20 protein-coding genes and 1 pseudogene are annotated in these 24,804 nt (G+C 30.2%); 6 read left to right on the top strand and 15 right to left on the bottom strand.

Going from position 1 to position 24,804, the window contains the following annotated elements; genetic code table 11:
- Nucleotides 1-486: 486 nt before the first annotated feature.
- The 5 genes from OCU55_RS04265 to OCU55_RS04245 form a co-directional block, all read right to left on the bottom strand.
- Complete coding sequence (locus OCU55_RS04265; RefSeq protein WP_261851060.1) at nt 487-1,404, bottom strand: LacI family DNA-binding transcriptional regulator; 918 nt, start codon at nt 1,402-1,404, stop codon at nt 487-489.
- 225 nt (nt 1,405-1,629) lie between these two features.
- Entirely contained in the window at nt 1,630-3,798 is a 2,169-nt protein-coding gene (locus tag OCU55_RS04260) for an alpha-amylase family glycosyl hydrolase (protein WP_261851059.1), read from the bottom strand.
- 1,150 nt (nt 3,799-4,948) lie between these two features.
- On the bottom strand, nt 4,949-6,121 hold the full coding sequence (locus tag OCU55_RS04255) for an AI-2E family transporter (protein WP_427847025.1): 1,173 nt from the start codon (nt 6,119-6,121) through the stop codon (nt 4,949-4,951).
- A gap of 186 nt (nt 6,122-6,307) precedes the next feature.
- Nucleotides 6,308-7,027 carry a phosphatase gene (locus tag OCU55_RS04250; protein WP_261851057.1) on the bottom strand — a complete coding sequence of 240 codons (720 nt, stop codon included), beginning with the start codon at nt 7,025-7,027 and terminating at the stop codon, nt 6,308-6,310.
- Between the two features lie 151 nt (nt 7,028-7,178).
- Nucleotides 7,179-7,472, bottom strand: coding sequence for a hypothetical protein (locus OCU55_RS04245; RefSeq protein ID WP_261851056.1), 294 nt, complete (start codon nt 7,470-7,472; stop codon nt 7,179-7,181).
- Between the two features lie 318 nt (nt 7,473-7,790).
- Here OCU55_RS04245 and OCU55_RS04240 point away from each other — a divergent pair, with 318 nt between their 5' ends.
- Nucleotides 7,791-9,509 carry a methyl-accepting chemotaxis protein gene (locus OCU55_RS04240; protein WP_261851055.1) on the top strand — a complete coding sequence of 573 codons (1,719 nt, stop codon included), beginning with the start codon at nt 7,791-7,793 and terminating at the stop codon, nt 9,507-9,509.
- A gap of 90 nt (nt 9,510-9,599) precedes the next feature.
- Complete coding sequence (locus tag OCU55_RS04235; RefSeq protein WP_261851054.1) at nt 9,600-10,805, top strand: AGE family epimerase/isomerase; 1,206 nt, start codon at nt 9,600-9,602, stop codon at nt 10,803-10,805.
- 306 nt (nt 10,806-11,111) lie between these two features.
- On the opposite strand, the gene OCU55_RS04230 is transcribed toward OCU55_RS04235, so the two are convergent.
- The 5 genes from OCU55_RS04230 to OCU55_RS04210 form a co-directional block, all read right to left on the bottom strand.
- Nucleotides 11,112-11,456 carry a hypothetical protein gene (locus tag OCU55_RS04230; protein WP_261851053.1) on the bottom strand — a complete coding sequence of 115 codons (345 nt, stop codon included), beginning with the start codon at nt 11,454-11,456 and terminating at the stop codon, nt 11,112-11,114.
- A 61-nt stretch (nt 11,457-11,517) separates the two neighbouring features.
- Nucleotides 11,518-11,967, bottom strand: coding sequence for a helix-turn-helix transcriptional regulator (locus OCU55_RS04225; protein WP_261851052.1), 450 nt, complete (start codon nt 11,965-11,967; stop codon nt 11,518-11,520).
- A 105-nt stretch (nt 11,968-12,072) separates the two neighbouring features.
- Entirely contained in the window at nt 12,073-12,510 is a 438-nt protein-coding gene (locus OCU55_RS04220; RefSeq protein ID WP_261851051.1) for a YfjL-like protein, read from the bottom strand.
- Nucleotides 12,511-12,631: 121 nt separating this feature from the next.
- Entirely contained in the window at nt 12,632-14,008 is a 1,377-nt protein-coding gene (locus OCU55_RS04215; RefSeq protein WP_261851050.1) for a glycoside hydrolase family 1 protein, read from the bottom strand.
- A 214-nt stretch (nt 14,009-14,222) separates the two neighbouring features.
- A complete protein-coding gene (locus tag OCU55_RS04210; RefSeq protein ID WP_261851049.1) occupies nt 14,223-15,113 on the bottom strand; it encodes a DUF1028 domain-containing protein in 891 nt (296 codons plus the stop codon).
- Nucleotides 15,114-15,615: 502 nt separating this feature from the next.
- On the opposite strand from OCU55_RS04210, the gene OCU55_RS04205 reads away from it, so the two are divergent.
- A complete protein-coding gene (locus OCU55_RS04205) occupies nt 15,616-16,524 on the top strand; it encodes an IS1/IS1595 family N-terminal zinc-binding domain-containing protein (RefSeq protein ID WP_261851048.1) in 909 nt (302 codons plus the stop codon).
- Between the two features lie 442 nt (nt 16,525-16,966).
- On the opposite strand, the gene OCU55_RS04200 is transcribed toward OCU55_RS04205, so the two are convergent.
- Both OCU55_RS04200 and OCU55_RS04195 read right to left on the bottom strand, forming a co-directional pair.
- Nucleotides 16,967-18,139 (bottom strand): helix-turn-helix domain-containing protein, encoded by a 1,173-nt coding sequence (locus tag OCU55_RS04200; RefSeq protein ID WP_261851047.1) that lies wholly within the window; start codon nt 18,137-18,139, stop codon nt 16,967-16,969.
- Nucleotides 18,140-18,338: 199 nt separating this feature from the next.
- Entirely contained in the window at nt 18,339-18,494 is a 156-nt protein-coding gene (locus tag OCU55_RS04195; RefSeq protein ID WP_261851046.1) for a hypothetical protein, read from the bottom strand.
- A gap of 147 nt (nt 18,495-18,641) precedes the next feature.
- Here OCU55_RS04195 and OCU55_RS04190 point away from each other — a divergent pair, with 147 nt between their 5' ends.
- Nucleotides 18,642-20,237 carry a recombinase family protein gene (locus tag OCU55_RS04190; protein ID WP_261851045.1) on the top strand — a complete coding sequence of 532 codons (1,596 nt, stop codon included), beginning with the start codon at nt 18,642-18,644 and terminating at the stop codon, nt 20,235-20,237.
- Between the two features lie 613 nt (nt 20,238-20,850).
- On the opposite strand, the pseudogene OCU55_RS04185 reads toward OCU55_RS04190, so the two are convergent.
- Nucleotides 20,851-21,684 (bottom strand): annotated as a pseudogene (locus OCU55_RS04185) (D-alanyl-D-alanine carboxypeptidase family protein); the annotation flags it as partial.
- A gap of 284 nt (nt 21,685-21,968) precedes the next feature.
- Between OCU55_RS04185 and OCU55_RS04180 the strand changes: the two are divergent.
- Both OCU55_RS04180 and ytfJ read left to right on the top strand, forming a co-directional pair.
- On the top strand, nt 21,969-22,544 hold the full coding sequence (locus OCU55_RS04180) for a DUF2953 domain-containing protein (protein ID WP_261851043.1): 576 nt from the start codon (nt 21,969-21,971) through the stop codon (nt 22,542-22,544).
- A complete protein-coding gene (gene ytfJ, locus OCU55_RS04175) occupies nt 22,534-22,947 on the top strand; it encodes a GerW family sporulation protein (protein WP_261851042.1) in 414 nt (137 codons plus the stop codon). Before OCU55_RS04180 ends, ytfJ begins: the two co-directional genes overlap by 11 nt.
- 202 nt (nt 22,948-23,149) lie before the next feature.
- Here the strand turns inward: ytfJ and scpB are convergent, their stop codons facing one another.
- Both scpB and OCU55_RS04165 read right to left on the bottom strand, forming a co-directional pair.
- The gene (gene scpB, locus OCU55_RS04170) at nt 23,150-23,707 is read right to left on the bottom strand and encodes an SMC-Scp complex subunit ScpB (RefSeq protein WP_261851506.1); all 558 of its coding nucleotides are present in this window, start codon (nt 23,705-23,707) and stop codon (nt 23,150-23,152) included.
- 46 nt (nt 23,708-23,753) lie between these two features.
- Complete coding sequence (locus OCU55_RS04165) at nt 23,754-24,500, bottom strand: segregation/condensation protein A (RefSeq protein WP_261851041.1); 747 nt, start codon at nt 24,498-24,500, stop codon at nt 23,754-23,756.
- Nucleotides 24,501-24,804: the final 304 nt, after the last annotated feature.

Genomic DNA, 24,804 nt, shown 5'->3' with positions numbered 1-24,804 from the left:
TAATCATATTATAACAATATTTTCTATGTAAAGCTTTCATTTTTTATATATTTTTTAAAAATTTATAAACAAAAACTTACTTTATGATAGATTTTGGATGTTGACCTGTATCTTTATATTAAAAACTTTTAATTATGATATTTATCCTAGGCGCTGCTAATTCAGCTGTTGAAATTAAGTGATATGTCATCATGTAACTATATAAAATCTTTCGGATACATATTTATATACAACCCAAAATTTTACCCCTTAATCTAAAAAAATCACCCTAGCTAGATTGTACATAAATTAATATAATAAATACATAAATACAAATATTAACATTAATACACCCTATTTTATTTATTTAACACACATTTTCCCCTGCAAATACATACCGGTTTGCTTAAATTACGCGCTACTCTTCTTTTATGCTACTAGCCCCCTTGCTAGTAGCATAAATTCTTTATGTGGTAAATCTAATAAAACTTTAACATTAAAATGATTTTATCTCTTCTCTGGATCTATAAAAGTAAACTTATTCTCATGATACTTTTTATTTATATAATCTAGTATTATATCCACTGATATTTTGGCTTTTCTTCTATTATCAAAATATATTTTGTTTTTGTAAGCCTCTAGTAGATAATCATTTCCTGATGCACAAATGGCAACAGCATTTTTGGTTTCTATATGTTCCTTAGCTAATACTGCTAAAAACTCATTAAATAAAATAAACTTTCTCTGCTGGTTATCCTTTAAAAACTTATAAAAGCTGTCTATGTGTCTTACTACGTATATATTTTCTTTAAAATCCTTATCATCCTTATACAATCTTTCGATAATTGATTTACTATTTTCTGAATCCACAACTATATACGGTTCCTTACATTGTAATAGTTTTATCCCTTCATCGATTGCCGATTTATAGTTTATTAAAACTTTATGAAATATAGTATCTTCAATAAAGTTATCTACAATTATTATGGGTACCTTAAACATGCTTGCAGTATCATAGACTTCTTCTGCATTTATATCTACTAAAAAAACTGCATCTAGGGCTCTTTCACGGATTATATTTAAGTCTTTTTTTGAGTCTCCTAGATACTCTATAATCACATGGTAATTGAAATCATACAACGTTTTAACTAGCTCACTTATGAACTGAGATTGACTTTCTAGTCTCCATGGTGCATGTTCTAAGTCACTACTCATTATAAAAACGCCTATGAGCCCTGATTTGTTTCTAGTTAATGATCTGGCAGTGAGATTTGGAACATATCCTAACTGTTCTATTGCGTTTATTACTTTTATTCTTGTGTCCTCTGGTATAGATTCTTTTTCATTATTATTTATAACGTAAGAAACTGTTGCAACAGATACACCTGCCGCCTTAGCTACATCTCTCATAGTAACTTGCTTCATTGATTCACATCCTTTGTAATAGTAGTGTTCATATTTTTTAAATCCATCTTAGGAATTATAATTAATTTGCTTTAATTACAATTAATCATTTTATCAAAGCTTAAATTTGAATATTCATGAACTTTGTAATCTCTAATAGATATTTTATATATTAAATTTTAACAAAAAGGAGCTAATAACAAAAGACAAATGTCCTTTGCATTAGCTCCCTTAAAATATCAAATATTATGGCTGCCAGTTAACTGTTACTATCCCTGTAGCATTAGAAGGAACAGTATAAGTATGATTTGATCCGCCTTCCCAAGTTACAGTTGAACCATTTTTCTTCAAATACTTGAACTGTATTGTAGTTCCTGCTGGAACACTTACATCATAGTACCAAGAAGGATATTTGTATACTACTTGGTTAAACATTGAGCCTATTGCTTTATTTGCATCCCAGTTTCCAAGCTCTGCTACATTACCTGTTAGGTACACATTTTCTCCAAGTGCAGTACTTGCATTGTTTACAACAAATCTTACCAAAACCTGAGGCCCTGTTAAAACGTCATAGTTTGCATAGGTATTACTAGCAGTTCCACCGGATGTCTTTAATGAAACATTTACTTTACCAGCTGCTACGTTTGGTACTACAGCTTTAACTTCGCTATCACTCCATGATACTACTGTTGCTGCTGTTGTTCCAAAAGTTACAGTTCCTGTAGTTGAGCCAAAACCTCTACCATCTATTACTACAGTTTCGCCTGGTCTTGCCATTGGCTGACCAACATGTCCTATAGTAGGTGCATTAGAAGTTGCAGTGTATTGCCATACAGCAGCTCCTCCAGCAGCTAAAGTAAAGGTATTTACTGCCCCACCAGTTCCTACTGTTATTCCATTACCTGAAGTTAATCCTCCAAGTACATCACTGTATGTTCCAGCTGGAAGTGATGTTACAAGGCCACTTATATTTGCACTTGTAGTTAGGTTCTTGTTAACAGCTATTACTGCTACACTATTACCAAACTTTCTTTCATATACATATACATCGTTGTTGATCCACTTTTGTGTTGTATTTCCATAAGCTATCGCTGGGTTTGTCTTTCTTAACGGTGCTAACTTTTGCACTATTTGATATGCATTAGTTGCATTGTTGAAACCAGTCATCATAGCTCTGTTGTTAGGGTCACCATTACCAGTCATATATTGTTCAGTTCCATAATATATAGCAGGTACACCTCTTGAAGTTAAAGTATATACAAGTGCTAAATCTGTTGTTCTAGTACTAGCACCAGCCTTTGTAAATCTGTCCATATCGTGATTATCTATAAAAGTAACTTGATCATTTACATCTTCATATGCTGTTTGAGTGCCTGACACCATTGAATCAAGCCCATACATAGTATCTGTACCATCTCTAAATACTTGTCTTACTTTTTGTGAGAATCTAAAGTCTAATAAGCTCATCCCACTATTGTTTGCAAAATAGTGATTGTTTGGATCTACTTCGTTAGTTCCTAAGAACCATTCACCAAAAGTAAATACAGGTTTGTATCCATAAACAGTATCCATGAAGTTCTTTTGCCATCCCATAGCCATATGCTTTACAGCATCCATTCTGATACCATCTATTCCTAAATCAAGCCACTTCTTTATAGCTGACTTCATATAAGAATCTACAGTATTGTTTTGATGTTCTAAGTCTGCTAAATCGTATAAATTCTTGTAAATACCATCTTCATAGCTTGAAAAATCAGTTCCTCCATTATGATGGAACATTCCAGTTGGGTCATTTGAATATGAACCAATTAGAGTACCATTATCATATAGCTTTCCGTTTTCTGCATAGCTTGTATTTGTTTGGTCTGCTGGAGAAGTATGATTTGGTGCAAAGTCTATTACAACTTTTATATTTTTTGCATGTGCTGCATTGACCATATTTTGAAAATCTGTGAAGTTTCCAAAGTAAGGATTAGTATTCTTAAAGTCTCTTGCCCAGTAACCATGGTAAGAAGTACTTCCATCAGTGAATACTGAATATATATTTTCAACTGGTTGTGATACCCAAATAGCTGTGATACCCATGTTTGATAAATATCCATCATTTATCTTGTTGATAACACCTTGCCAGTCACCACCAAAGTATTTTTTTAGCTGAGTTTTGGTTGAATCGTATAGAGCTCCTGTAGGATTGTTCGCAGTATTACCATCAGAAAAACGATCAGTAACAATCTGATATATAACATCTGTTGAAAAATCAACCTTATTTGATACTGATGCATCTCCTGTGTATGCACTTGCTGCCTTAACTATTAATGGATTAGTATTTTGAGTAACATAAATAGGTAATATTAATGCTAATGAAAGTAAGAAAGGTATAAACTTGTTTCTTAATAATCTAGTAGCTTTTCTCATTTTTCCCCTCCAAAAATATAAATTTTCTGCGCAACCGTTTTCACGATAAAGAAAAAATTTTTCCCTCTTTTTCTCCCCCTCCTTCACTAAGTTTTTTAACTTAATCGGTTAAGTAATAAAGATATATCTTATGTAATTTACTATACACAATGGATTTGGTTAATGTCAAGTGTTACCAATATATTTTTTATATATATTTTTTGTTACTTAAAATATACTTATTTTACAATTATCCTCATATAGGGGTTGCCGAAGGGACCTTCCTGAGTTTTTTACACATCCCCCTTCCAAATGCATATAAGAAAACTTTTTGGCGAATAAGTTTTGTTTTTTACTGAATCACATAAAGGTCTATGATAAACACTTGAGAATTCCTATACAAGTAAAATTATGAATGAAGTAAAAGCAATAAAGTTGATGGTTCAACGAAATGCTACACCTGCCTATACAAAATAATAGATTTTAAAGAAGGCTGATATTTGTATAATTATATAAAAGCTCTTAAGATTAGTGATATAATTAGAGTATAGATTAACTATAATGTCGTACATGAGTATTATGATATTTTATAAAACGGAGTTGATACTATGAACATTTTGAAAGAGCTTATTATTAGAAGTGTATTAGTTGTTATATTGAATGATGCGATTATATTTTATATAATAAGCAAACGTTCTCAAAAAATAACATTACCTATTGCAATTGGAATCATATTAGTCACATGTATTGCATTAGTAATCAATATTTGGTATTGCCTACATCGGAATGGAATAATATAGATAAACTAGTTCCAAATGAAATCTATATCTGATAATCCTGTTGCCATCAATCGTTAACAGAGGCATCACTTAGTTTTATTAGATAGAACTGGATTATCTATTCCGCTGAACTGATAAACTACTTCAGTCATTAAACTCCTGGGATAAGTTCTAATATGAAGTAGTTTATCTATAGATGAACCACTTCATAATTAAACTTATATTTTCAAATTCTCCTCTCAGAACCCAGAGGAGTTTTGAAAATAGATTTCGGATTGAAGTAGTTCATCTTTATATGAATATATTTTTCTTATAAAACATAATTACGGGTGAATAATATTCACCCGTAATTTTTCATGATATTTCAATATTGTATTAAGCCCTTACACCATTTAAACTTTTGATTTCTCCATATGATCATTATACCATTTTGAGAATATTATCTTTAATGAAGCGGCTACTGGAACAGCTATAAGCATACCTATAAGCCCTCCAACATTTCCACCTATTAAAATTGCTAGCATTGTAAATACAGGGTGAAGCCCTACACTATCGCCTACTATTTTAGGTGCAAGAAAATTGTTATCCACTTGCTGAACTGCAAGCATTCCTACTATTGCCCATAAAGCGGTAATAGGTTCTCCACTAAGTAACGCCATAACAACTGCTAGTACAGTACCTACTAAAGGTCCTACATATGGAATCATATTGCATATACCAGCTATTATACCAATGACAAATGCATAATCTATTCCTATGAAATAAAGGACTATTGCAGACAAAATACCTACCATAGAAGCTTCTAATAGCTGTCCTCTTATGTAATTATTAAATGTGTTATCTAATATAGCAAATATTTCTCTTAGCTTGTGTCCTGCTTTACTTTTTCCAAACAAAAGATTGAATATTTTGTTCCATATATCCGAAAAATACTCAGAATCCTTAACCAAATAAATACTTAATATTAGTGCAATAAAGAAGGTTGCTATATTGCCTCCCATTGATACCACAAAGTTTGCTAAACCACCTATACTGGCAGTTACATAGGTTTGTACATAACTTACTACCTGTGCAATCTTTTCATTTAAATCTGTTGGGATTGATATATTCAAACTTTGCAATTTCTCACTAATGTAGTTTACAGATAACTTTGTATTATTCAAGTATTCATTTAAATATGATGTCATATTGGCTATAGTTGTGTTATTTGAAAGCTTTCCACCGACCATTATATATATTCCTATAATAATTGATAAAAATAATCCTATCATAAGAGCATAAACTACAACTATTCCTACAGTTCTTCTAGCTGATGGCTTCTTAATGATCTGTCTTTTTTCTAGAAATTTTTCTATAGCGTCAACCCCTGGCTTTAATAAATATGCAATTACCAAGGCTATTAAAAGTGGCTTAACTAGCCCATAAGCTGTTCTTAATCCGGTCGATACTAGATTATATATATTTACTATGTTATTTAAAATTGATATTCCGATATATATAATCATAACAGTTCCAACAGCATACAAAGAATATTGTAATAGCTTTTTATCTAATTTCATTGGCACTTTACCTTTCTAATCTAATGTTTATATTAAACTTGTACCATTACCTAACACTTAAATATGCAACACAATCAAAATTATATTTGTTATTATATAAATAGCTATAAATAAACTACTTCATATTAGAATTTATCAAAATAAAGATTCTATTTGGAACTGGTTTATCTATATAATACAGTCTATTAATATCTACGGTCTATTCTTACGAATCATTTTTTTGAACTCTTCAACCGATTTATTTATCACTAACTTCTCAGGAAAACTCACTTCATTAAGCACTTCAAGTACAAGGTTCATCTTACCTACATGTTCATCAAAATGAGCATCACTTCCTAGTATTATAGGTACTTCGTACTTTTTGCAAAGATTAAGCATATAAATGTTATTTTCCCTAGCATTTTTTCTTTGATTTTCTGGATTTATTGAATTATTATTAAGCTCTAATAAGGTGTTATACTGTTTTGCAGCTTGCACTATGACTTCATAGTTAAGTGGACAATCACCGTCATCTGGGTGACTTATAATATCTATTTTAGGATGCTTAATTGCTCCTAGCACTGCACTGGTATTCTGTTCTATAGTGCCATATTCATAGCAGAACTTATGAATGCCTGCAATTCTAACATCTAATTTGTCAATATATCTCTCTTCTAAACTCAAACTTCCATTATAATCTAAAATATTTATTTCTGAGCCTAGCATTAGCTCTACCCCATACATTTCTCTTGGAACTACTCTAAGATTTCCAAAATAAATCTGCTCACAAGTTCCCGGTATCCCAGGTGCATGTTCTGTAATCCCCAAAAGTTTTAAGCCTTTCTCAGAAGCAGCTCTAGCCATTTCTCTAATGGTACTGTACGCATGGCCACTTGCAATTGTATGTGTGTGAACGTCTAATTCTATATTCATATAAAAACCCCTTGTCCTAAGTCTTTCGTATCATTATAGCATATTTTTATTCTCATTATAACATTGGGTTATTTACAAAGTCAGCAGCAAAATCATTATTAACCAAGGATTCTCTTATATCCTTATCATTTAACACAAACTACGTTTAACGTTACTTCTTATCTGAATCTTTTTTTCTAACTAAAGATAGACCTCCAAAACCACTTATTATAGCAGCATAGAACCCCAAGTCATACCAAAATCCCGTGTTATTAACCTCATACACCCTAAGTTTATTATTAAAGAATTCTCCTATAAGTGAAATTGGTGCAATCCATCCATGCCAAATTCCAGAAAAAAATCCTGCCTGGTTTGAGGGTGAATTAGTCCCATCCCCTGGGATACAACTTACTAAAATGGTAGCAGTGCTAATAAGTATAATAGTTATTATTAATTTCTTTTTCATATAAATTTCACTCCTTTCTTTAAAACAATTTTAAGTAATAAATTCTGTAATTAATATGTTCTTAAAGCTCTTTCTATGCTGGATATAAAACTTATTTCGCTACTTTTAAAAAAGGTACTGTTAAAACATAACCTAGCAGATACATAATTATAAAAAAACTACTGTTCAGTACTAAATATCTCAACTTATTTTGTATAACATTGAAAAATATCCTTACTTAGTTAAGTTAAAATCACCTCTAAATCCCATTAAAGTTCAGTGCAAATTTTGTCGAAAAACTAATATAAACTAATGATAAAATATTTAAGGAGTGTTGTTATGAGATTCAATAAGGTTAAGCTTTCAAACAAACTAATAATTGGTTTCTCTCTAATGATATTGCTAGTGATGCTTTCCTCTGCACTAGCAATATTTAGATTGAATGCCATAAATCAAAGCGTTTCTAGATTGGTAAACATTGAAAACAAAAAAATTGAACTGGCTTACAAAATGAGAGGTAGCATTAACAAGATAGCAATTAGTTTTAGAAACATATCAATAAGTAGTGATTCTAACTATATAACAGAACAGCAAAAGATAGTTAATGATAACAAAAAGATATTTGAAGATAGTAAAAATGAGTTAGGTTCACTTATCAGTACAGCTGAAAGTAAACAAGTCTATCAAGTAATCCAAACAAATTCAGCAGCAGCCTTCTCAGCCTTCGATAAAGCTATGGCTACAGCTACACAAACTTCTCTTACCAATGCACAATTAGAATTAATACTAAAAGATATTGATACACCACAAGCTACTTTGCTTAAAAGCATAGATGATATTCTTAATTTACAAAACACTTCAATGCAGATTGAAGCTGAAAAAGGCCAATCAACAACAGCTACTGCTTCTAGTCAGATGATTATAATACTTGTTATAAGTATAGTACTAGGGATACTTTTAACTTATATTATCAGAAAGAGTATTGTAACACAAGTTAAAGAAGTTATGAATGGTTCAACAAAGCTTGCTGAAGGTGATTTCAATCTACAGATGGAAGTTGCAGCCAAAGATGAAATCGGAAACACTGTTATTGCATTAAATGATGCTGTGCATAAACTAAATATAAGTATGCTTTCCATAAAAGAGGAAAGCGAAAGTATACTTCAAAGTAGTGAAGTAACAAATAATCTATTTACTGAAGTAAGCTCACAAATAGAACAAATATCAGCGGCTACAGAAGAGATTTCAGCAGGTATGGAGGAATCCTCTGCTGCAGTTCAAGAAGTATCATCAATGACTTCAAATGTAAGAGATGAAATAAATACTACTGCACAAAAAGCTCAACAAGGTTTAGATATAGCATTAAATATTCAACAAAAAGCTACTGCTATAAATAAAGAATCTGTTAGCTCTAGAGAAAATGCAGAAAGAATATATAATTCAACAAAGATTAATCTTGAGAAAGCACTTGCTGAAGTAGCTGTGGTAAATGAAATATCAGAAGTAGCAAATAGTATCGATGCCATAGCTAGTCAAACTAATCTATTAGCTTTAAATGCTGCAATAGAATCTGCAAGAGCCGGTGAGGCTGGTAAAGGCTTTGCAGTGGTTGCAGATGAAGTAAGAAGACTTGCGGAGCAATCTTCTGTTGCAGTTTCTGAAATACAAACAAAGATTAATGCAGTACTTAACTCAGTTGGTAAGCTAGCAGGTTCATCTCAAGATGTATTGATGTTTATCGAAAAAGATGTTTTAAAAGATTATGAAAAATTAATTACAATCAGTGACGAGTACAAAAAAGATGGAGATACCTTTAAGGAGTTAATCGGAAACTTTGCAGAAGTCTCAAAAAATATTTCAGACACAGTAGACCAAATCACAAAGAGCATGGATGATGTTGCAATATCTGTGACTGAAGTAGCCAAATCCTCAACTAATATAGCTTCAAGTATAGTTGAGGTTAGCGGTAAAAATGATTCAATACTAGCTTCTTCAGATAGTAATGCTGATAGTGCATTAAAATTAGGAAAGCTTATACAACAATTCACACTAAAATAATCATCACCTATTTTAATACTTATTCCCTTTAAAGTTAACGAATATATAGATTTTAAAGGGAATATATTTTAATGTTAAGGTGGTGAAGAAATGGTCAATAAGTCTGTATGTAGCTCAGATTTTCAAAACCCTGAGTGGCTAAAAAATCATATCTTTCAAATACTTGATTTTTATTATCCAAAGTGCATGGACTATGAAAATGGGGGCTATTTTAGTTACTTTCTTGATGACGGAACCGTTGGTGACTTTGAAACAAAACATATTTTAGGAACTGCAAAATTTATTTATATGTTTAGCATTGGTGCCTTACTTGATAGTGAAGCTTCATGGTGCATCAAAGCAGTAGAGCATGGATTGAAATTCTTACAAGAATTCCATCTAGATAAAAGTAACGGTGGATATTACTGGACACTAAAAAATAACCAGGTGTCAGATTCCACTAAATCTACTACTGGTCATGCTTTTGTTTTACTTGCCGCTTCTAAGGCATATGAAGCTGGGATACAGTCTGCTAAATATATAATTGAGTATGTTTATGAACTTCTTGAAAACCATTTTTGGGAACCTCATCATGAGCTATATGTAAATGAGATAAATAGAGATTTTACAATTACATCTCCATACCGCAGTCAACAAGCAAATATGCATATGTGTGAGGCTATGATAGCCGCTTATGAAGCAACTTCTGATAAAAAATTTCTTAAAAAATGTTACGAATTATCAAAATCTGTTACAGTAAAACTTGCCTCCAAATCTGGCGGCATGATTTGGGATCATTACGACGAGAATTGGCAAATCGATTGGAACTATGATAAAGAGTCCGAAGAAGATATTAGCACAGCAGCTTTTATACCTGGTTTTTCTATTCAGTGGAGTAAGTTACTTTTAATGCTTAAGAGAAACTTCCCTCAAGATTGGATGGCACTAAAAGCTGAATATCTTTATAATACTACAATGTCAAAAGCAGTAGACAATGAGTACGGCGGCATATTCTACTCCATATCTCAAAAGGGTGCTCCAATTGACACAGACAAATACTTTTGGGTAATGGCGGAGACCCTTGGTGCTTCCGCTCTTTTAGCTTCCGATAGCAAGGAAGCTTATTACTGGAATGTGTATACTTATATATCTACTTACTGTGAGACGTTTTTTATTGATAGTGAACATGGTGGCTGGCACAAAAGACTAAATAGAACTAACACAAAATATAATAATTTGAAAGCTCCTATACCTAAAGTGGACTATCATCCTGTTTCAAATTGTTATGAGGTTATTAAAACTCTAATGTCCTATTAATCAATATAGCTTTGTTTTTATCATTATAAAAGTTATGACTTATAAATTTTTATTTAATAGGATTTCCTTCAATAAGGAAAATCTCTTTTTTGCAATACTTATCGAAAACCTTTATTAATACTGGTTTCTATACAGTAAAAAGTAACTGCTAGTGATGGTTAATCCAACTAGCAGTTACTTTTGTTAACAGCGTATTTAATAATTTATATATACTTGCAGCATACTTTTAAATCGAGATATTCTATCTGTAGTCTTAATTATTATTTACAAACCATAAACAACATTAAGTTGTCATAATTCATACTCTTATGCTTTTTTGCCTCTATAAAACCATCTTCCAAATAAGTATGTTAATCCACCTATGATTATATAAACAACACAATATGGTAGCGCAGAAGGATTTAAATAGATTAAACACCATAAGACAAATATTGCCGTAGACGTACCCAAAGCTAAAAACATATTGATCTTTTCTTTACCTGCCATTATCCCTTGTATAAAAAAAAGTAACGGATTTATAATAATAAGCGTCAGAATTATCATGCCTTCTTTGTCGTATCCACTTATCCTATCCGTTGAAAAAGAAAATACATTTATTAACGTCATTATGATTGATGGAAATAAAATAATTATTGAATTTTTAATTTTCATGATCTCCTCCTTAATTTATCTACAAATTTATACATTCATGTATCAGTGCATACTTATGCCTTTACTCCGTAAGTTCTTTAAATCTCATATCTATATACTCTCTCTCAAAAGAATAACAAATCCTTCTGTTATTGCTATCTAAAATTCTATAATGGTTTGATATTATATTCTGTTGTATGGTAAATCCTTTTTCACTTTTTATATTGTTCCACCACACCTTTCCTCCAAGGGTTGGAGCATATCTTCTCTCTTCATTTGCAAAAGACAAAGATAGAATAATTTCATCAATATCTCCACCAAAAGTTAATTCAAGTATTTCACTTTCTTTAAAAATAACACATACTGCTATGGCTACTGACCAACCTAAGCTTGCTCTTTCTTTTTCAACTTGTACTAGTGTCTTTTTAGATATTCCCAGTATTTCAGCCATCTTATCTTGGGTATATCCCTTTTCAGTTCTTATAAGTTTTATCTTTTCATCAACTTTTTTTATGAACTCTTCTCTTGTCATTTCGCTCACCTTTCAGTCATTAATATCTTAGATGTTGTTTTTTACTTTCGAAATATATCTAAACAATAAAGATATACTTGAATAACAGTTAAATTAAGCGTAACATCACGATTCTTTGCTTTTTTTAAACAAACTACCGTAAAAATATATGATAGAACATAGTGCAAATAATATAAAACTTACTTTTAGTGTTTCCCATAAAATTATTGAAGAATAATTAGTTTTATCCACATTTGTTGGAGGTTCTATATCAGTAAGAGTATTAGAAATAACATTTTTTTCTGTTGCTGCTATGTTGAATTTGTTGTTATTATCTTCATCATATACATCAGCAACATAATATCCTCCATATTTAATATTTTTATTTATTGCTTTAATTTCAAACTTTTTTATATGTAGACAACTATTTATATAACTTGTCATTTGTCTATTGGCCAAATATTTACTTACAGGATTCCCGTAGAATCCATCTACAATATTCATAAAAAATAGAAGTATAGTTAAAATTAAAAATATTATACTGGACCTTTTTAAACAACCCAATCTTGCCTCATCCTTTCAAACCATTATTACATAAAATATATAAAACATAAAAACACAAAACTCACCTTTAGTGTAATTTTACACCAAAAGTGAGTTTTGTTCAATATATTTATTGTATTAATTACAATATTTCTCCATTTGATTCAATAACTTTCTTAAACCAGTCAAAGCTTTTCTTTTTATATCTCTTTAGATCTCTCAAATCAGTTTCATCACGATTTACGAAGATAAATCCATATCTCTTCTTCATTTCACCATGGGAACTTAAAATATCTGTACATCCCCAAGTTAAGTAGCCTATTACCTCTACCCCTTCTTCCATGGCAAGTTTCATCTCTTTTATATGATCTCTCAAATAGTCAATTCTGTAATCATCTTCTACAGTGTTATTTTCATTTAATTCTTCTCTAACACCAATTCCATTTTCAGTTACAAAAATAGGCATTCTATATCTAGCATAAACCTCTTTTAATGCTATTCTAAATCCTATCGGATCTATTGCCCATCCCCATTCATTAGCATCTAGATGAGGATTTCTTGTAATTCCTTTAAATATAGCAGCACTTCCTTCTTCATCTGAAACTGCCTTTACTACATCACTTCTATAATAGCTAAAAGTCAGGTAATCTACTGTGTTTTCTTTTAGTAATTCTTCATCGCCAACTTCAAACACTGGTTTTATGTTTCTCTTATTCCATAGACTTGTTATATATGTTGGATATTCTCCATGAGCAAATACATCAAAATACAAATCATTGAATAGTTCCTTTACCTTTTGATTTGCTAATGCATCTTCTGGCTTGCAAGTGATTGGATATGTTGTAGTATAAGCTACCATCCCACCCATCTTTGCATCAGGAATAATTTCATGCAATAACTTTGTAGCTTTAGCATGAGCTATGAATACATTGTGGCATACTTGAAATGCTAATGCTTCTCTGTTAGCACCTTCTGGTGTAGTTACTCCCCAGTATTCATTCATAATAAGAACTAAATTTTGCTCATTAAAAGTTATCCAATACTTAACCTTATCTTTATATCTCTCAAATACAAGCTTTGCGTAATCTGCAAATAGATCTACTACTTTTCTAGAGGCAAAACCATTATATTTTTCTGCTAAAGCATTAGGCACATCAAAATGATAAAGTGTTATTACTGGCTCTATTCCATTTGCCAATAATTCATCAAACAAATCGTCATAGAATTTTAACCCTTCCTCATTAACTTCACCTTCACCATTTGGCATAACTCTTGCCCAAGAGATACTTGTTCTATATGAGTTAATACCTAATTCTTTAAATAACTTTATATCTTCTTTATATCTATGATAAAAATCTACAGCTACCGTCCAATCAGAAAAACCTTCTGGAATTTCTCTTTTATCAACTATAGAGACCCCTTTTCCGCCTTCATTATAAGCTCCTTCGCTCTGGAAAGAAGTTACTGCACTTCCCCATAAAAAACCTTCTGGAATTATACCCTTATTATTTTCTCCCATAATTGTATTCTCCTTTTTATAATAATGTTGTAACCTTTAATCTTATTTTACATCTCATTTTTATTACTTAGACCTCTTGTCTATACAATAAATTTTGAAAATTATTTATCATTCACACTCTATTATTTATCTTATTTGAACCGCAAATTATCAATATTAAAGCAAAAAACAGCATTAATACTCTAAGGTATCCATGCTGTTTTATTTCATCTAATTATTCACTTTTCTTAGCTAATTCTCTTAAAAATGCTAGCACTTCTATATCTATATTATCATCTTCACGATAACGCTCATCAAAGTTTTCTGTAAGGTAAAATCTCTTAAGGCCAGCTTTAAATTGCTCATCAAACTTTTCATCTACTTCACCTTCAAAATATCCTGTCTTCTTAAGTTCTTCTTTAATTTCACTGATTAATTTACCTTCAATTTTAACTAAATTTCCTGGCTTAGTCTTATAAAAATAAAGCCTATATAAATCAAGAAGTCTCTTTAATTCTTTGATTGGTTCTACATGATCATCCACTCTAAGATCTATATATCTATCATTGAAGCCACCATAGCCACCTTTTTCTTTTACTACTAATAAGGCAGCAGATTGCTTTCCTCTACTGTCCCCACCAGCTGATTGAGCGCTGTCTAAAGCAGCAACAAGTCGTTCAGCCAAGTCTCCTTTTGTATTTTTAAAAGTATCTGCAAGAGCTTCTACAGTTTCAGGATTCACTAATATATTGCCTTGACACGCAAAATTTTCTCCTGCGATTCCACCAGCCCAGTTAAAGCATTCCTTACCTGTAAATGTAGCTCCCTTTCCTTCAGCATCCACAATACCAACTTGACGATATTCTTTCTGCTCATCGTTTTCCAGTAGCTTTTCTAAAACCTTCTCTGCACTTAATCCTTCTTCTAACAGTTTAAGTCCCTCTGGTCCAAAACTAGTATTACACCAGGATTGAGTTGCTATAGCTCCCACACCAGCCTTCGCCCAAGGCACTAAAGCTCCTACCCCTAAAAATTTTGATTGTACTGCAACTCCCCATTCTTTTTCCACAGGATCATACCCAACAATTGAAAAAGTCGCTACAAGATGATCTTTATTTGGAATCATTTTTTATCCCCCTATATCTATATAGATTTTCAACTTAAAGCTGAAGTTTATACTTTGCATTTCACAATCTAATTTCTATGGATGTACCACTTCGTAATAAAATATATTATTTTTAAATTCTCTCACCAGAACCCGTGAGAGTTTTAAAAATAGATTTCGGTTCGAAGTGGTACATCTATAAAACTGCGATTTATGCCAAAATATCTCTCAGATTAAATTGGCTACTTTTATGCTTATTGCTAATTATACCTAAAATGACTAATTAAAAATAATATACATTAGCTTCAGATTAATAACAATAGTGAATAGATTTTATTAGATTATTTGTTGTGATTTTAATAACATGTATTGAACAACTGAACTGATGACACTAATTAAACAATATATGATTATGTATTAAAAAAATGTTGGTGATGATTAGAAATTTGATAAAAAGGCAAGGATTAAGATGATATAAAAAGCATTGCATCTAATATGATCATTTAAATTGGAGGCGTTTCTTTTGATAAACCAAGATATAAAATTCGAAAGGTTAGATTCTCATATTAATCAAACTCTAAAGAAAGATTTATATGATAATAGAATTGTGAGTCATTGTCCATCATGCAAATGTAGAGAATATATTAAATACGGATTTTATAAAGGAATTCAACGATATAAATGCAAAGTTTGTGGAATAACTTTTTCTAAGACGACCAATTCTTTGTGGAGCTATTCAAAAAAAGATACTAGAACCTGGATGGAATTCATTGAATTATTATTAGAAAAGAAATCATTAAGATTTTGTGCTAAAAAGCTAAATATTAGCTTAGTTACAGCATTTTATTGGAGACATAAAATACTTCATTCCATAAATCTAGATATTACCCCTGACAAGTTAAGTGGGGTTGTTCATGTTGGGAAAACTATTGTTCGCGAAAACTTTAAAGGTTCCAGAAATATAAAAAGCTTTAATTTAAACAGGGATTGTCCCGTTAATTTGAGAAAAAATGTATGGATTATTGGGGCAAAGGGAGATGACGATTCATTATTTATCAAACCTTTGTTCAATTCTTGTTGGAATCTTACAACCTTTAACATAAAATTGTACTCGAAGATAGAAGAAAATTCTTATATTGTTCATTATGGTGACAGACATCTGTCTCAAGTAGCAAGAAAACATAATAAAAAAAGAGTTTTAAAAGTAGAATCATATAATAACCTAAGATACTTCAGATCAAATATAAAAAAATGGTTTGAAGTTTTTCATGGTGTAGCTACAAAATATCTCCAAAGATATCTTAGTTTTTTTGTATTATTCAAATTAACTTTACCAATTAACAGTGTTAATCTAATGTTTCATAATCTTCTAAACGGAGATAAATTCATAAAAACTAGCAAAATTAGAATTATAAAAAATCACTTATATTAATTTAGTTCTTTACTAAATCATCAAAGGACAACCATTAGATTTTTAATAAAATTCCTTTCAGTAACTTAACATTTTACTATACTTTATTTTAATAATTGGCCAATATATGAGTTATGTCATAAGAAAAATACTTTCTTATTGTAGTTAGTCTATAATATATCTAGATAACTCAGTTTCAATATATATTTTAAATTGTAACTACTTACAAAAAATAACTTCCGCCTTAATTTACTTTTTTTTCCATATGATATTTTAGATAATTACCAACATTTTTTTAATACATATCTTAAGTGTATTTATATTAATATCATGCATATAGACCCTAGTCATAACTCTTTCTAAATTTCTAATGCATTTGCAGCTGGTTGAATTATAATGTTTATATTTTTAAGCCATACTCTGTTTTCATATGGTTTTCTGATATAAGATTTCTTCTTTCATGCTAGATAATATTCTTATTTTCATGGAAGTTTATTAACTCCATAGAAAGCTCTTTCATCTTATCTATGTCATTCATTTTCTCATATACTTTTATTAAATCTTTGAGATTTTCTAATAGTGAATCATAGTTACAGTACTCTTTTGCCTTACTCACCGCTAACTCAAGAATAAGTGCGCTCTCATCAAGTAAACCTTGCTTAAATAATATTTTGCCCTTTGTATTTAGAACTACAGAAAGGCTTCTTTTATTCACTCTATTTTTAAGCCTTTGTGCCTCATTTGTATATTTCAAACTCTTATCTAATTGCCCAACTCTATAAAAATGTTCCCCTAAATTAGTGTATACTATTGATAATACTAGTTCATTTTTATCTCCCACTTCATCAATTATTGAGTAGTATTCTGATAAAGCTTCTTCTTGTTTATTCAAGGAGTATAATGCATTAGCTCTTATAATCATTGAATTTATTTTGTATTGCTCATCCACGTGTAAATTACTTTCCAAGATATTTTCATTTATTAGTTTTAAACATTCCTCATATCTTTTCAAATAACTGTATGACCTTGCTAAATTAAAACTTGCTTTTATGAAATTAGAGTAATCTTGATGTTGCGCTGAGTAATTAATGCATTCATGAAAATAAAATGCTGCATCCTTATGCTCACTTATTTCACTTTTACATGCTCCTAAACAATTATAAATAAATAATTGTTCCTTAAAGTTTTTAAGTTCTTTTAATTTACCAAGTGCATTAGTAAAACTTATAAATGCATTGTTATAATTACCTTCTCTATAATACTTGTCCCCATTCTTTTTATATGCTTCTGCTAAAATATCATCTAAATTAAAACTTATTGCTATAGTAATTACGTGTTCTATCTCTTCATGTGATATATCTTTTTTAAGCTCTTTTTCACAGAACACTTTAGCATCTTCCTGTGGTAGTGTTGAAAAATAATCTTCATCTATGTTTAGTTCAATTCCTAAATCTTTAGCTTTTTCACTAAACTTTTCATATAAAAGCTTAGAGCTTGTTTTAGTAACATTTCTTCTTCCACTTTCCATCATACTTATAAAAGCTCTGGTCATATTAATATGCTCTAAGTCAGCTTGACTCATATGTAAATTCTTTCTCATAAATTTTATCTTTTCACTAGGTTTATAGAAATTCATTGAATCACTCCTTAATAGATATATTTTTCAAACAATACTTAAAATTAACTATAAATCCAATTAAACTTTAGCAAATCATATTTTTATAATTAGATACTTAAGGCCAGCTTTTATAATAAAGCTATTAATTATTATACACCTTTTTTTGTAATTTCCAACAATAATATGCACTTTATTGCTAAAAAGATAAATTAATATTTTATTGTTCATCTATATTTTTATTAAGATCTAGTAATTCTTTGCAGCCACTCTTCCCATACTCATTAAGTAAACTAATAGCCAATGTTTTCGCATATTCTATTTTCATTTCTTTTGTTAGCTTCCCTTCTATGATTATAGTAATTTCTTTATTCATATAATGAACCCTCTTTAAACATTATTACTTACATAATATGAATAAATATAATTAAGTGTTAAACATATATTCGTCACTATATAAATTATGTGTCATATTCTTAATTCCACTTTATTAAAATAGTATCATAAAGCCTAGGAGGTAATTATGAAAGCAGCTATCTATAGTAGAAAATCTATATTTACCGGTAAAGGTGACTCAATTGAAAACCAAATAGAATTATGTAAACAATATGGTTCTAATCTTGGTATCAAGGATTATATTATCTATGAGGATGAGGGGTTCTCAGGCGGGAACACTAATAGACCTAGATTTCAGCAGCTTTTAAAGGATGCAAAGAAAAATTTATTTAATGTACTTATATGTTATAGACTTGATCGTATAAGCAGAAATGTAGCTGATTTTTCAACTACTCTAGATATGCTTCAAAAATATAATATTAATTTTATAAGTATTAGGGAGCAATTTGATACTACTACTCCTATGGGTCGTGCAATGATTTATATCGCTAGTGTGTTCGCTCAACTGGAAAGAGAAACTATCGCTGAAAGAGTTCGCGATAATATGCTTCAGCTTGCAAAATCAGGTAGGTGGCTTGGAGGACAGGAGCCATTTGGTTTTGCTGCGGAAAGAGTTACTTATATTGATAGTGAGTTTAAAGAACGTTCATTGATGCAACTCTGTCCACTTAAGTCAGAACTCAACATAATTAATTTAATCTTTTCTAAATACTTAGAACTACGTTCCTTGTCAAAGGTTTCAAGATATTTAAATTCATCAAATATAAAGGGAAAAAACGGAGGACAATGGTCAACTATGCAACTCAGAAGAATTCTCACAAGTCCATTATACGTAAAGTCTTCTGAAACAACAAACAACTTCTTAAAGCAATCAGGCATGAATGTATTTGGTGATGCAAATGGAAACGGATACCTTACTTATAATAAAACCAAAAACATCACAACTGACAGAGATATTACAGAATGGATAGTTGCCGTTTCTAGACACCAAGGCATAATAAATGCTGAGGATTGGATAAAAGTGCAGGGAATCTTAGATAAAAATAGAGAAAAGAGAAGCAAAAGACTTGGTACAGGTGATAACACTGCTCTTTTAACTGGATTATTGGTTTGTGCAAAGTGCGGATCTAGTATGAAGGTAAAGCAAGGTCATAAATCTAAAAACCAAAATAAAAGACTTGATTACTATGTATGTTCTGCTAAAGATAACAGTAATGGCTCTAGGTGTGATAATAAGAATATAAGAGTTGATATATTAGACAATCTTCTAATTAAGCAAATTAAAGCATATGATAAAGATTTATTAATCAGCTCACTTTCTTCTTTGATGCAACTTTATGAGAAAGGAACAGATGAAGAAAATCATATTAATGCTTTGAAAACATCAATAAATGAAAAAGAACATATAATAAGTAACTTAGTTAAACAACTAGCACTTTCTGAAAAAGAAGAGATATCCAAGTATATAATTAAAGAAGTGGAAAAACTAGATACTGAATTGAAAGATTTAAAATTTAAATTTAATAATAACTATACAACTAAAATAACTAAATCAAGTTTTCCTAAAGTTAGCCTCTTTCAAGAAACTCTTTGTTCTCCTGGAGATGAATATGAAGTGATAAAAGATGTTATCCATAAAAGAAATTTACTAAACACCATAATTGACACCATATCTTGGAACGGAGATACTATAGAACTTAAAATTAAGTTTATAAAATCATGATTTATTTTCTTTACTATAAAATGATGCTTTTCTATAACTGAAGGACAATATTCCGTTCCAGCATCAATACAATCTATTAACTCTCTGTCCATCTACTCCTCCACAATAATTATTTAAGATTTATTTAGCCTATATGATTATGATATTTTAAATCCTATACTACTAAATTATTTCATCATAACTCATTTGGTTACTATAGATATTCAATTTCAAAATTTTATTTTTACTTTAATATAATTTAAAAATGTATCACTTTATTATAAAACTTTTGTTTTTATAGATGTACCACTTTAATACGAAATCTATTTTTAAAACTATATTTCGTATTAAAGTGGTACATCCATATATCTTCATACTTATAAAAACTTAATTTACAATATACTCAATGTGTTCTTCCTAATAAAAAATAGAGCCTGTGAAGGCTCTACTTTTTATTAACATATTTCTTTATAACTTCATTTCCATCACTATCAACAACTGTTACTTTACCACCAATTTCACCTTTTTTATTACAAAAATCAGTATAATCAATCTTGTAGCTTTTTCCTTTAGGCAATACAAAATCTATTTTACTTTCTGGATTATATCCATTTTTCTCTACCGCTTCTTTACCGATAGCTTCACTTACAGCTACTGAATGAAAATCATAGTTTTCTTTTATATAATCATAGACTTTTGCAGTAGCCTCCCATCTATCTGGGCAATTAAATACAACTATTATTATATCTCTTCCATTTAAATTTACGGAGGATACTAGACATTTTCCAGCCTGACCTGTATAACCGGTTTTAACTCCATTAGCTTCAGGTATTCTATGTAATATTTTATTTATATTTGTATAATCTCTTGTGAATCCATACTTTTCTTTTCTTAACTCCTTCACTGCTGCTATTTCTCTAAACTTTTCGTTTTGCATTGCAACAGAAGTTAATAAAGCCATATCATATGCTGACGAATAATGATTCTGGCTGTCCAATCCATGAGGCGACTCAAAATGTGCATCCATAAGCCCTAAGCTTGTAGCAAAAGAACTCATAACCTTTGCAAAATTCTCTACACTTCCTGCTTGAGCTTCTGCTAAAGCAATAGCTGCATCATTGCCAGATCTAGTCATAAGTCCAAATACAAGCTCATGTATACTTATCTCTTCTCCGCTTCTAAACCCCACAGTTGAGCCTCTTATTGATGCTGCATTTTTACTAATAACTACTTTTTCATTTAGATTCTTATTTTGTAAAGTTATAAGAGCCGTCATTATTTTCGTTGTGCTAGCCATAGGAACAGGCATATAGCCATTCTTATTATATAATACTTGTTTTGAATTTCTATCCATTGCCAATACATATCTAGCACTAGGAGTTAAATCTTTACCATAGACTGTTATATTGTTACCTATTAATAAACTAATAAGAAGAAAGCTTAAAAAACAACTAATTCCCTTTTTAATATTCATAACATCAGTCCTTTTTTATATTTTAACTACATAATACTTATTATCTTATACTCACATATATTTTGAATTTATTTTATGGTTTTATAAGATGCCATATTAAACTTATAAATTCATTAATGAAGATTTCAATCTAACAATTTATCAAGGTAGCAAAGCTATATATATAAATTCCCCAAAATAAAATTGAAATAACCTAGATATACATGGTTATACGTAAAAAAAATGGAAATACTATAAGTAGAAGGATTAATATATCCTTTATTTTTGGAGGAAGGCTAATGCTTGCATTATATATTTTTATATTAATACTTTTATTATTAATTGTACCTTTTCCTATAAAGCTTAAAATAATATTTGAAGATTTGGACTTAGAAGTTTATTTATATAGATTTAAAGTATTTTCTCTACAAAAAATGTTAAGAAAGAAAAAAGAAAAGGAAAAGTGCAAACCTAAAAAAGAAAAGAAAAAACCTAAGAAGAAAAAGATTCAATTCAATATAGATGTCTTGAAAAATATAACTTATAGATTAAATCATAACCCAATAAAACCTAAGATGAGATTATGCTACGAAATGAATTATTCTACAGGAGATGCTGCTAGTACAGCTAAAATATACGGAATCATATATCAAGTTATTACAACAATTTATATGATAATTAACATCCCTTTTAAGATTATAGAAAATGATACGAAGCTAACTCCTAATTTCCAGTCTGAAGGTATTTCCGTTAAAATTAAAATAAAAAGTATAATTTTTTTAAATTTAGTAAAAATTATATATATAATTTTATTAATATTATTGTCCTTAAAATATAAGGAGGTGGACCCTAAAGGGGAAAGTTATGGAATGTAATCATCCAATTGAAAACTTAATGAAAACAACCATGGAAAGTCTACGAGATATGATAGACGTTAACACTGTAATAGGGGATGCTGTAGAAACAAAAGATGGAAGTTATATAATTCCTATTTCTAGAGTATCTTTCGGATTTGCTTCTGGCGGAAGTGAGTTTGGTAAAGAAGTGCCTGAAAAGTATCCATTTGGCGGAGGCTCTGGTGCAGGGGTTACTGTCAGACCAGTTGCATTTTTAGTTCTTAGAGAAAACTCAGTAAGACTTCTTCCTGTAAATCAAACAAATACCTATGATAGAATTGTGGATAATGTTCCTCAAGTCTTAGAGGTTATAAAAGATTTCTTCTCAAAGCCTAAAAATAGCAAGGAAGAAAATTGCAACAAACCTGAAACAAATCAATAGAACTAAAAATATAGACTTTCGTATATAACGAAAGTCTATATTTACTTATTCTTTTGTTAAAAATCATAGAGTTTATAAGCTTTTATTTCTTACTCTCTTTAACTTTTACTATTATAATTCAATTTACTATTTATGTACTATTACCTATATATGCTTTATAAACATTATTTAAAAGTATGTATATTCAAAGTCTCTATATTAATTATTGTTCATCAAATTGATTCGAATCTTGTGTATCTTCAACTTCTTCTATTTCTTCTATTTCTTCAAATAAGTCTAGTGAAGGAAGTTCTTTTAAGTCTTCTAGCCCAAATTGCCTTAAAAATTCTTCAGTAGTTCCATATTGGATTGGTCTACCAGGAACCTCCAGTCTGCCCATTTCCTTAATTAAGTTCTTTTCCATAAGCCTTTGTACTGCACTATCGCTTTTTACTCCACGAATTTCGTCAATATCCACACGGGTAACCGGCTGCTTATATGCTATTATCGCTAAGCTTTCTAAAGAAGCTTGTGATAAGGATTGTCTTGAATTCTTTTTAAGTAGCTTTTGTACATAGTCACTGTTTTGTGGCTTTGTTACTAATTGATACATACCATTAATGCTTATAATCTTTATTCCTCTTCCTTGGTTTTCATATTCTCTCATCATGGATTCTACTATCTCTTCTACTAAGTCTATATCACATTCTAATATTCTCGCTAAATCTTTAGGTCCTAGTGGTTCACCTGTTACAAATAGGAGAGATTCTATTACTGACATATACTGACTTTTCGTAGAAACCTCTTCAAACTCTAATTGATCTATATTAATCTTGTCCACTAAATTCATTCCCCTCTATGTATATGTTAGAAAAACTATCTTCCTGTATTACTTTTATTACCCTTTGCTTAATAAGCTCAAGTACCGCTAGAAAGGTCACTACCTTTTCTAACTTTGACTCACATTCAAACAGCAGATTCTGAAAGTCAATGTGTTTTCTACTAAGTATAGCCTCTGAGATATAACTCATCTTATCTTCTAGTTTATACTTGTCTGCATATATTCTCTTTTCTATTACAGTTGTATTCTGCTTATTCTTATAATTATTTATGAGCTGATTAAAAATGTTGTACAAATCAAGCATGGTTATATTTAAAAGTAAATCTTCAGTATTATCTTTGCCTAAGTCTTCTATTATCTCAGGTTTCTTTGTAAATATCTTGCCTGTGTATAAACTTTTTTTGCTAAGAAATACTGCTGCATTTTTTATTTTCTTATATATTATAAGTTTCTCTACTAAATCAAGCTTCGGATCCTTGTCCTCTTCATCTTCCTTAACTGGTTTAGGAAGGAGCATCTTTGACTTAATCTCAAGCAACGTAGCTGCTACCACTATGAATTCTGATGTTATATCCAAATCCATCTCCTTCATTGTATTTAAATAATCCATATACTGATTTGTAAGTTCATATATCTTAATATCATGAATTTCCATCTTATTCTGCTTTATTAAATGCAAAAGAAGATCAAATGGTCCTTCGAAATTCGTTATCTTAATGCTTGGAAGCTGCATATAATCTCTCCTATTTTTTCAATTAATTAAGGTATGTAAAATATAGGCGCTGTTAAGTCACCATGTTGAAATTAAGCGGTAGTCATCCGATACTTTAATAAGCTTACATATATCTACTTAATTTTATTAATAGTCCTAAACATAGCCAAAGTATACAAGCATAATACTAAGAAGTATAGCTTGTTTTAAAAACTTCCTATATATATAATATCAAGTTAAAGATTATTAAGCAATAAATCAAAAAAAGCAATAAAAAAGCCGCTGAAGCGATTTTGTTCGGTTAGCTTTTTTTCACATATGTCTT

The organism is Clostridium folliculivorans, assembly GCF_024341905.1.
Classification (GTDB): Bacteria; Bacillota; Clostridia; order Clostridiales; family Clostridiaceae; genus Clostridium_AR; species Clostridium_AR folliculivorans.
This window is presented reverse-complemented; position numbering and strand designations above follow the sequence as displayed.

Bases quoted from the DNA above. Each gene is read 5' to 3' on its own strand.
- OCU55_RS04225 (WP_261851052.1), bottom strand. From the start codon at position 11,967: ATGACAAGAGAAGAGTTCATAAAAAAAGTTGATGAAAAGATAAAACTT.
- OCU55_RS04200 (WP_261851047.1), bottom strand. From the start codon at position 18,139: ATGAATTTCTATAAACCTAGTGAAAAGATAAAATTTATGAGAAAGAAT.
- OCU55_RS04235 (WP_261851054.1), top strand. From the start codon at position 9,600: ATGGTCAATAAGTCTGTATGTAGCTCAGATTTTCAAAACCCTGAGTGG.
- OCU55_RS04230 (WP_261851053.1), bottom strand. From the start codon at position 11,456: ATGAAAATTAAAAATTCAATAATTATTTTATTTCCATCAATCATAATG.
- OCU55_RS04180 (WP_261851043.1), top strand. From the start codon at position 21,969: ATGCTTGCATTATATATTTTTATATTAATACTTTTATTATTAATTGTA.
- OCU55_RS04190 (WP_261851045.1), top strand. From the start codon at position 18,642: ATGAAAGCAGCTATCTATAGTAGAAAATCTATATTTACCGGTAAAGGT.
- OCU55_RS04265 (WP_261851060.1), bottom strand. From the start codon at position 1,404: ATGAAGCAAGTTACTATGAGAGATGTAGCTAAGGCGGCAGGTGTATCT.
- ytfJ (WP_261851042.1), top strand. From the start codon at position 22,534: ATGGAATGTAATCATCCAATTGAAAACTTAATGAAAACAACCATGGAA.
- OCU55_RS04250 (WP_261851057.1), bottom strand. From the start codon at position 7,027: ATGAATATAGAATTAGACGTTCACACACATACAATTGCAAGTGGCCAT.
- OCU55_RS04195 (WP_261851046.1), bottom strand. From the start codon at position 18,494: ATGAATAAAGAAATTACTATAATCATAGAAGGGAAGCTAACAAAAGAA.
- OCU55_RS04260 (WP_261851059.1), bottom strand. From the start codon at position 3,798: ATGAGAAAAGCTACTAGATTATTAAGAAACAAGTTTATACCTTTCTTA.
- OCU55_RS04165 (WP_261851041.1), bottom strand. From the start codon at position 24,500: ATGCAGCTTCCAAGCATTAAGATAACGAATTTCGAAGGACCATTTGAT.
- OCU55_RS04210 (WP_261851049.1), bottom strand. From the start codon at position 15,113: ATGATTCCAAATAAAGATCATCTTGTAGCGACTTTTTCAATTGTTGGG.
- scpB (WP_261851506.1), bottom strand. From the start codon at position 23,707: ATGTCAGTAATAGAATCTCTCCTATTTGTAACAGGTGAACCACTAGGA.
- OCU55_RS04245 (WP_261851056.1), bottom strand. From the start codon at position 7,472: ATGAAAAAGAAATTAATAATAACTATTATACTTATTAGCACTGCTACC.
- OCU55_RS04215 (WP_261851050.1), bottom strand. From the start codon at position 14,008: ATGGGAGAAAATAATAAGGGTATAATTCCAGAAGGTTTTTTATGGGGA.
- OCU55_RS04240 (WP_261851055.1), top strand. From the start codon at position 7,791: ATGAGATTCAATAAGGTTAAGCTTTCAAACAAACTAATAATTGGTTTC.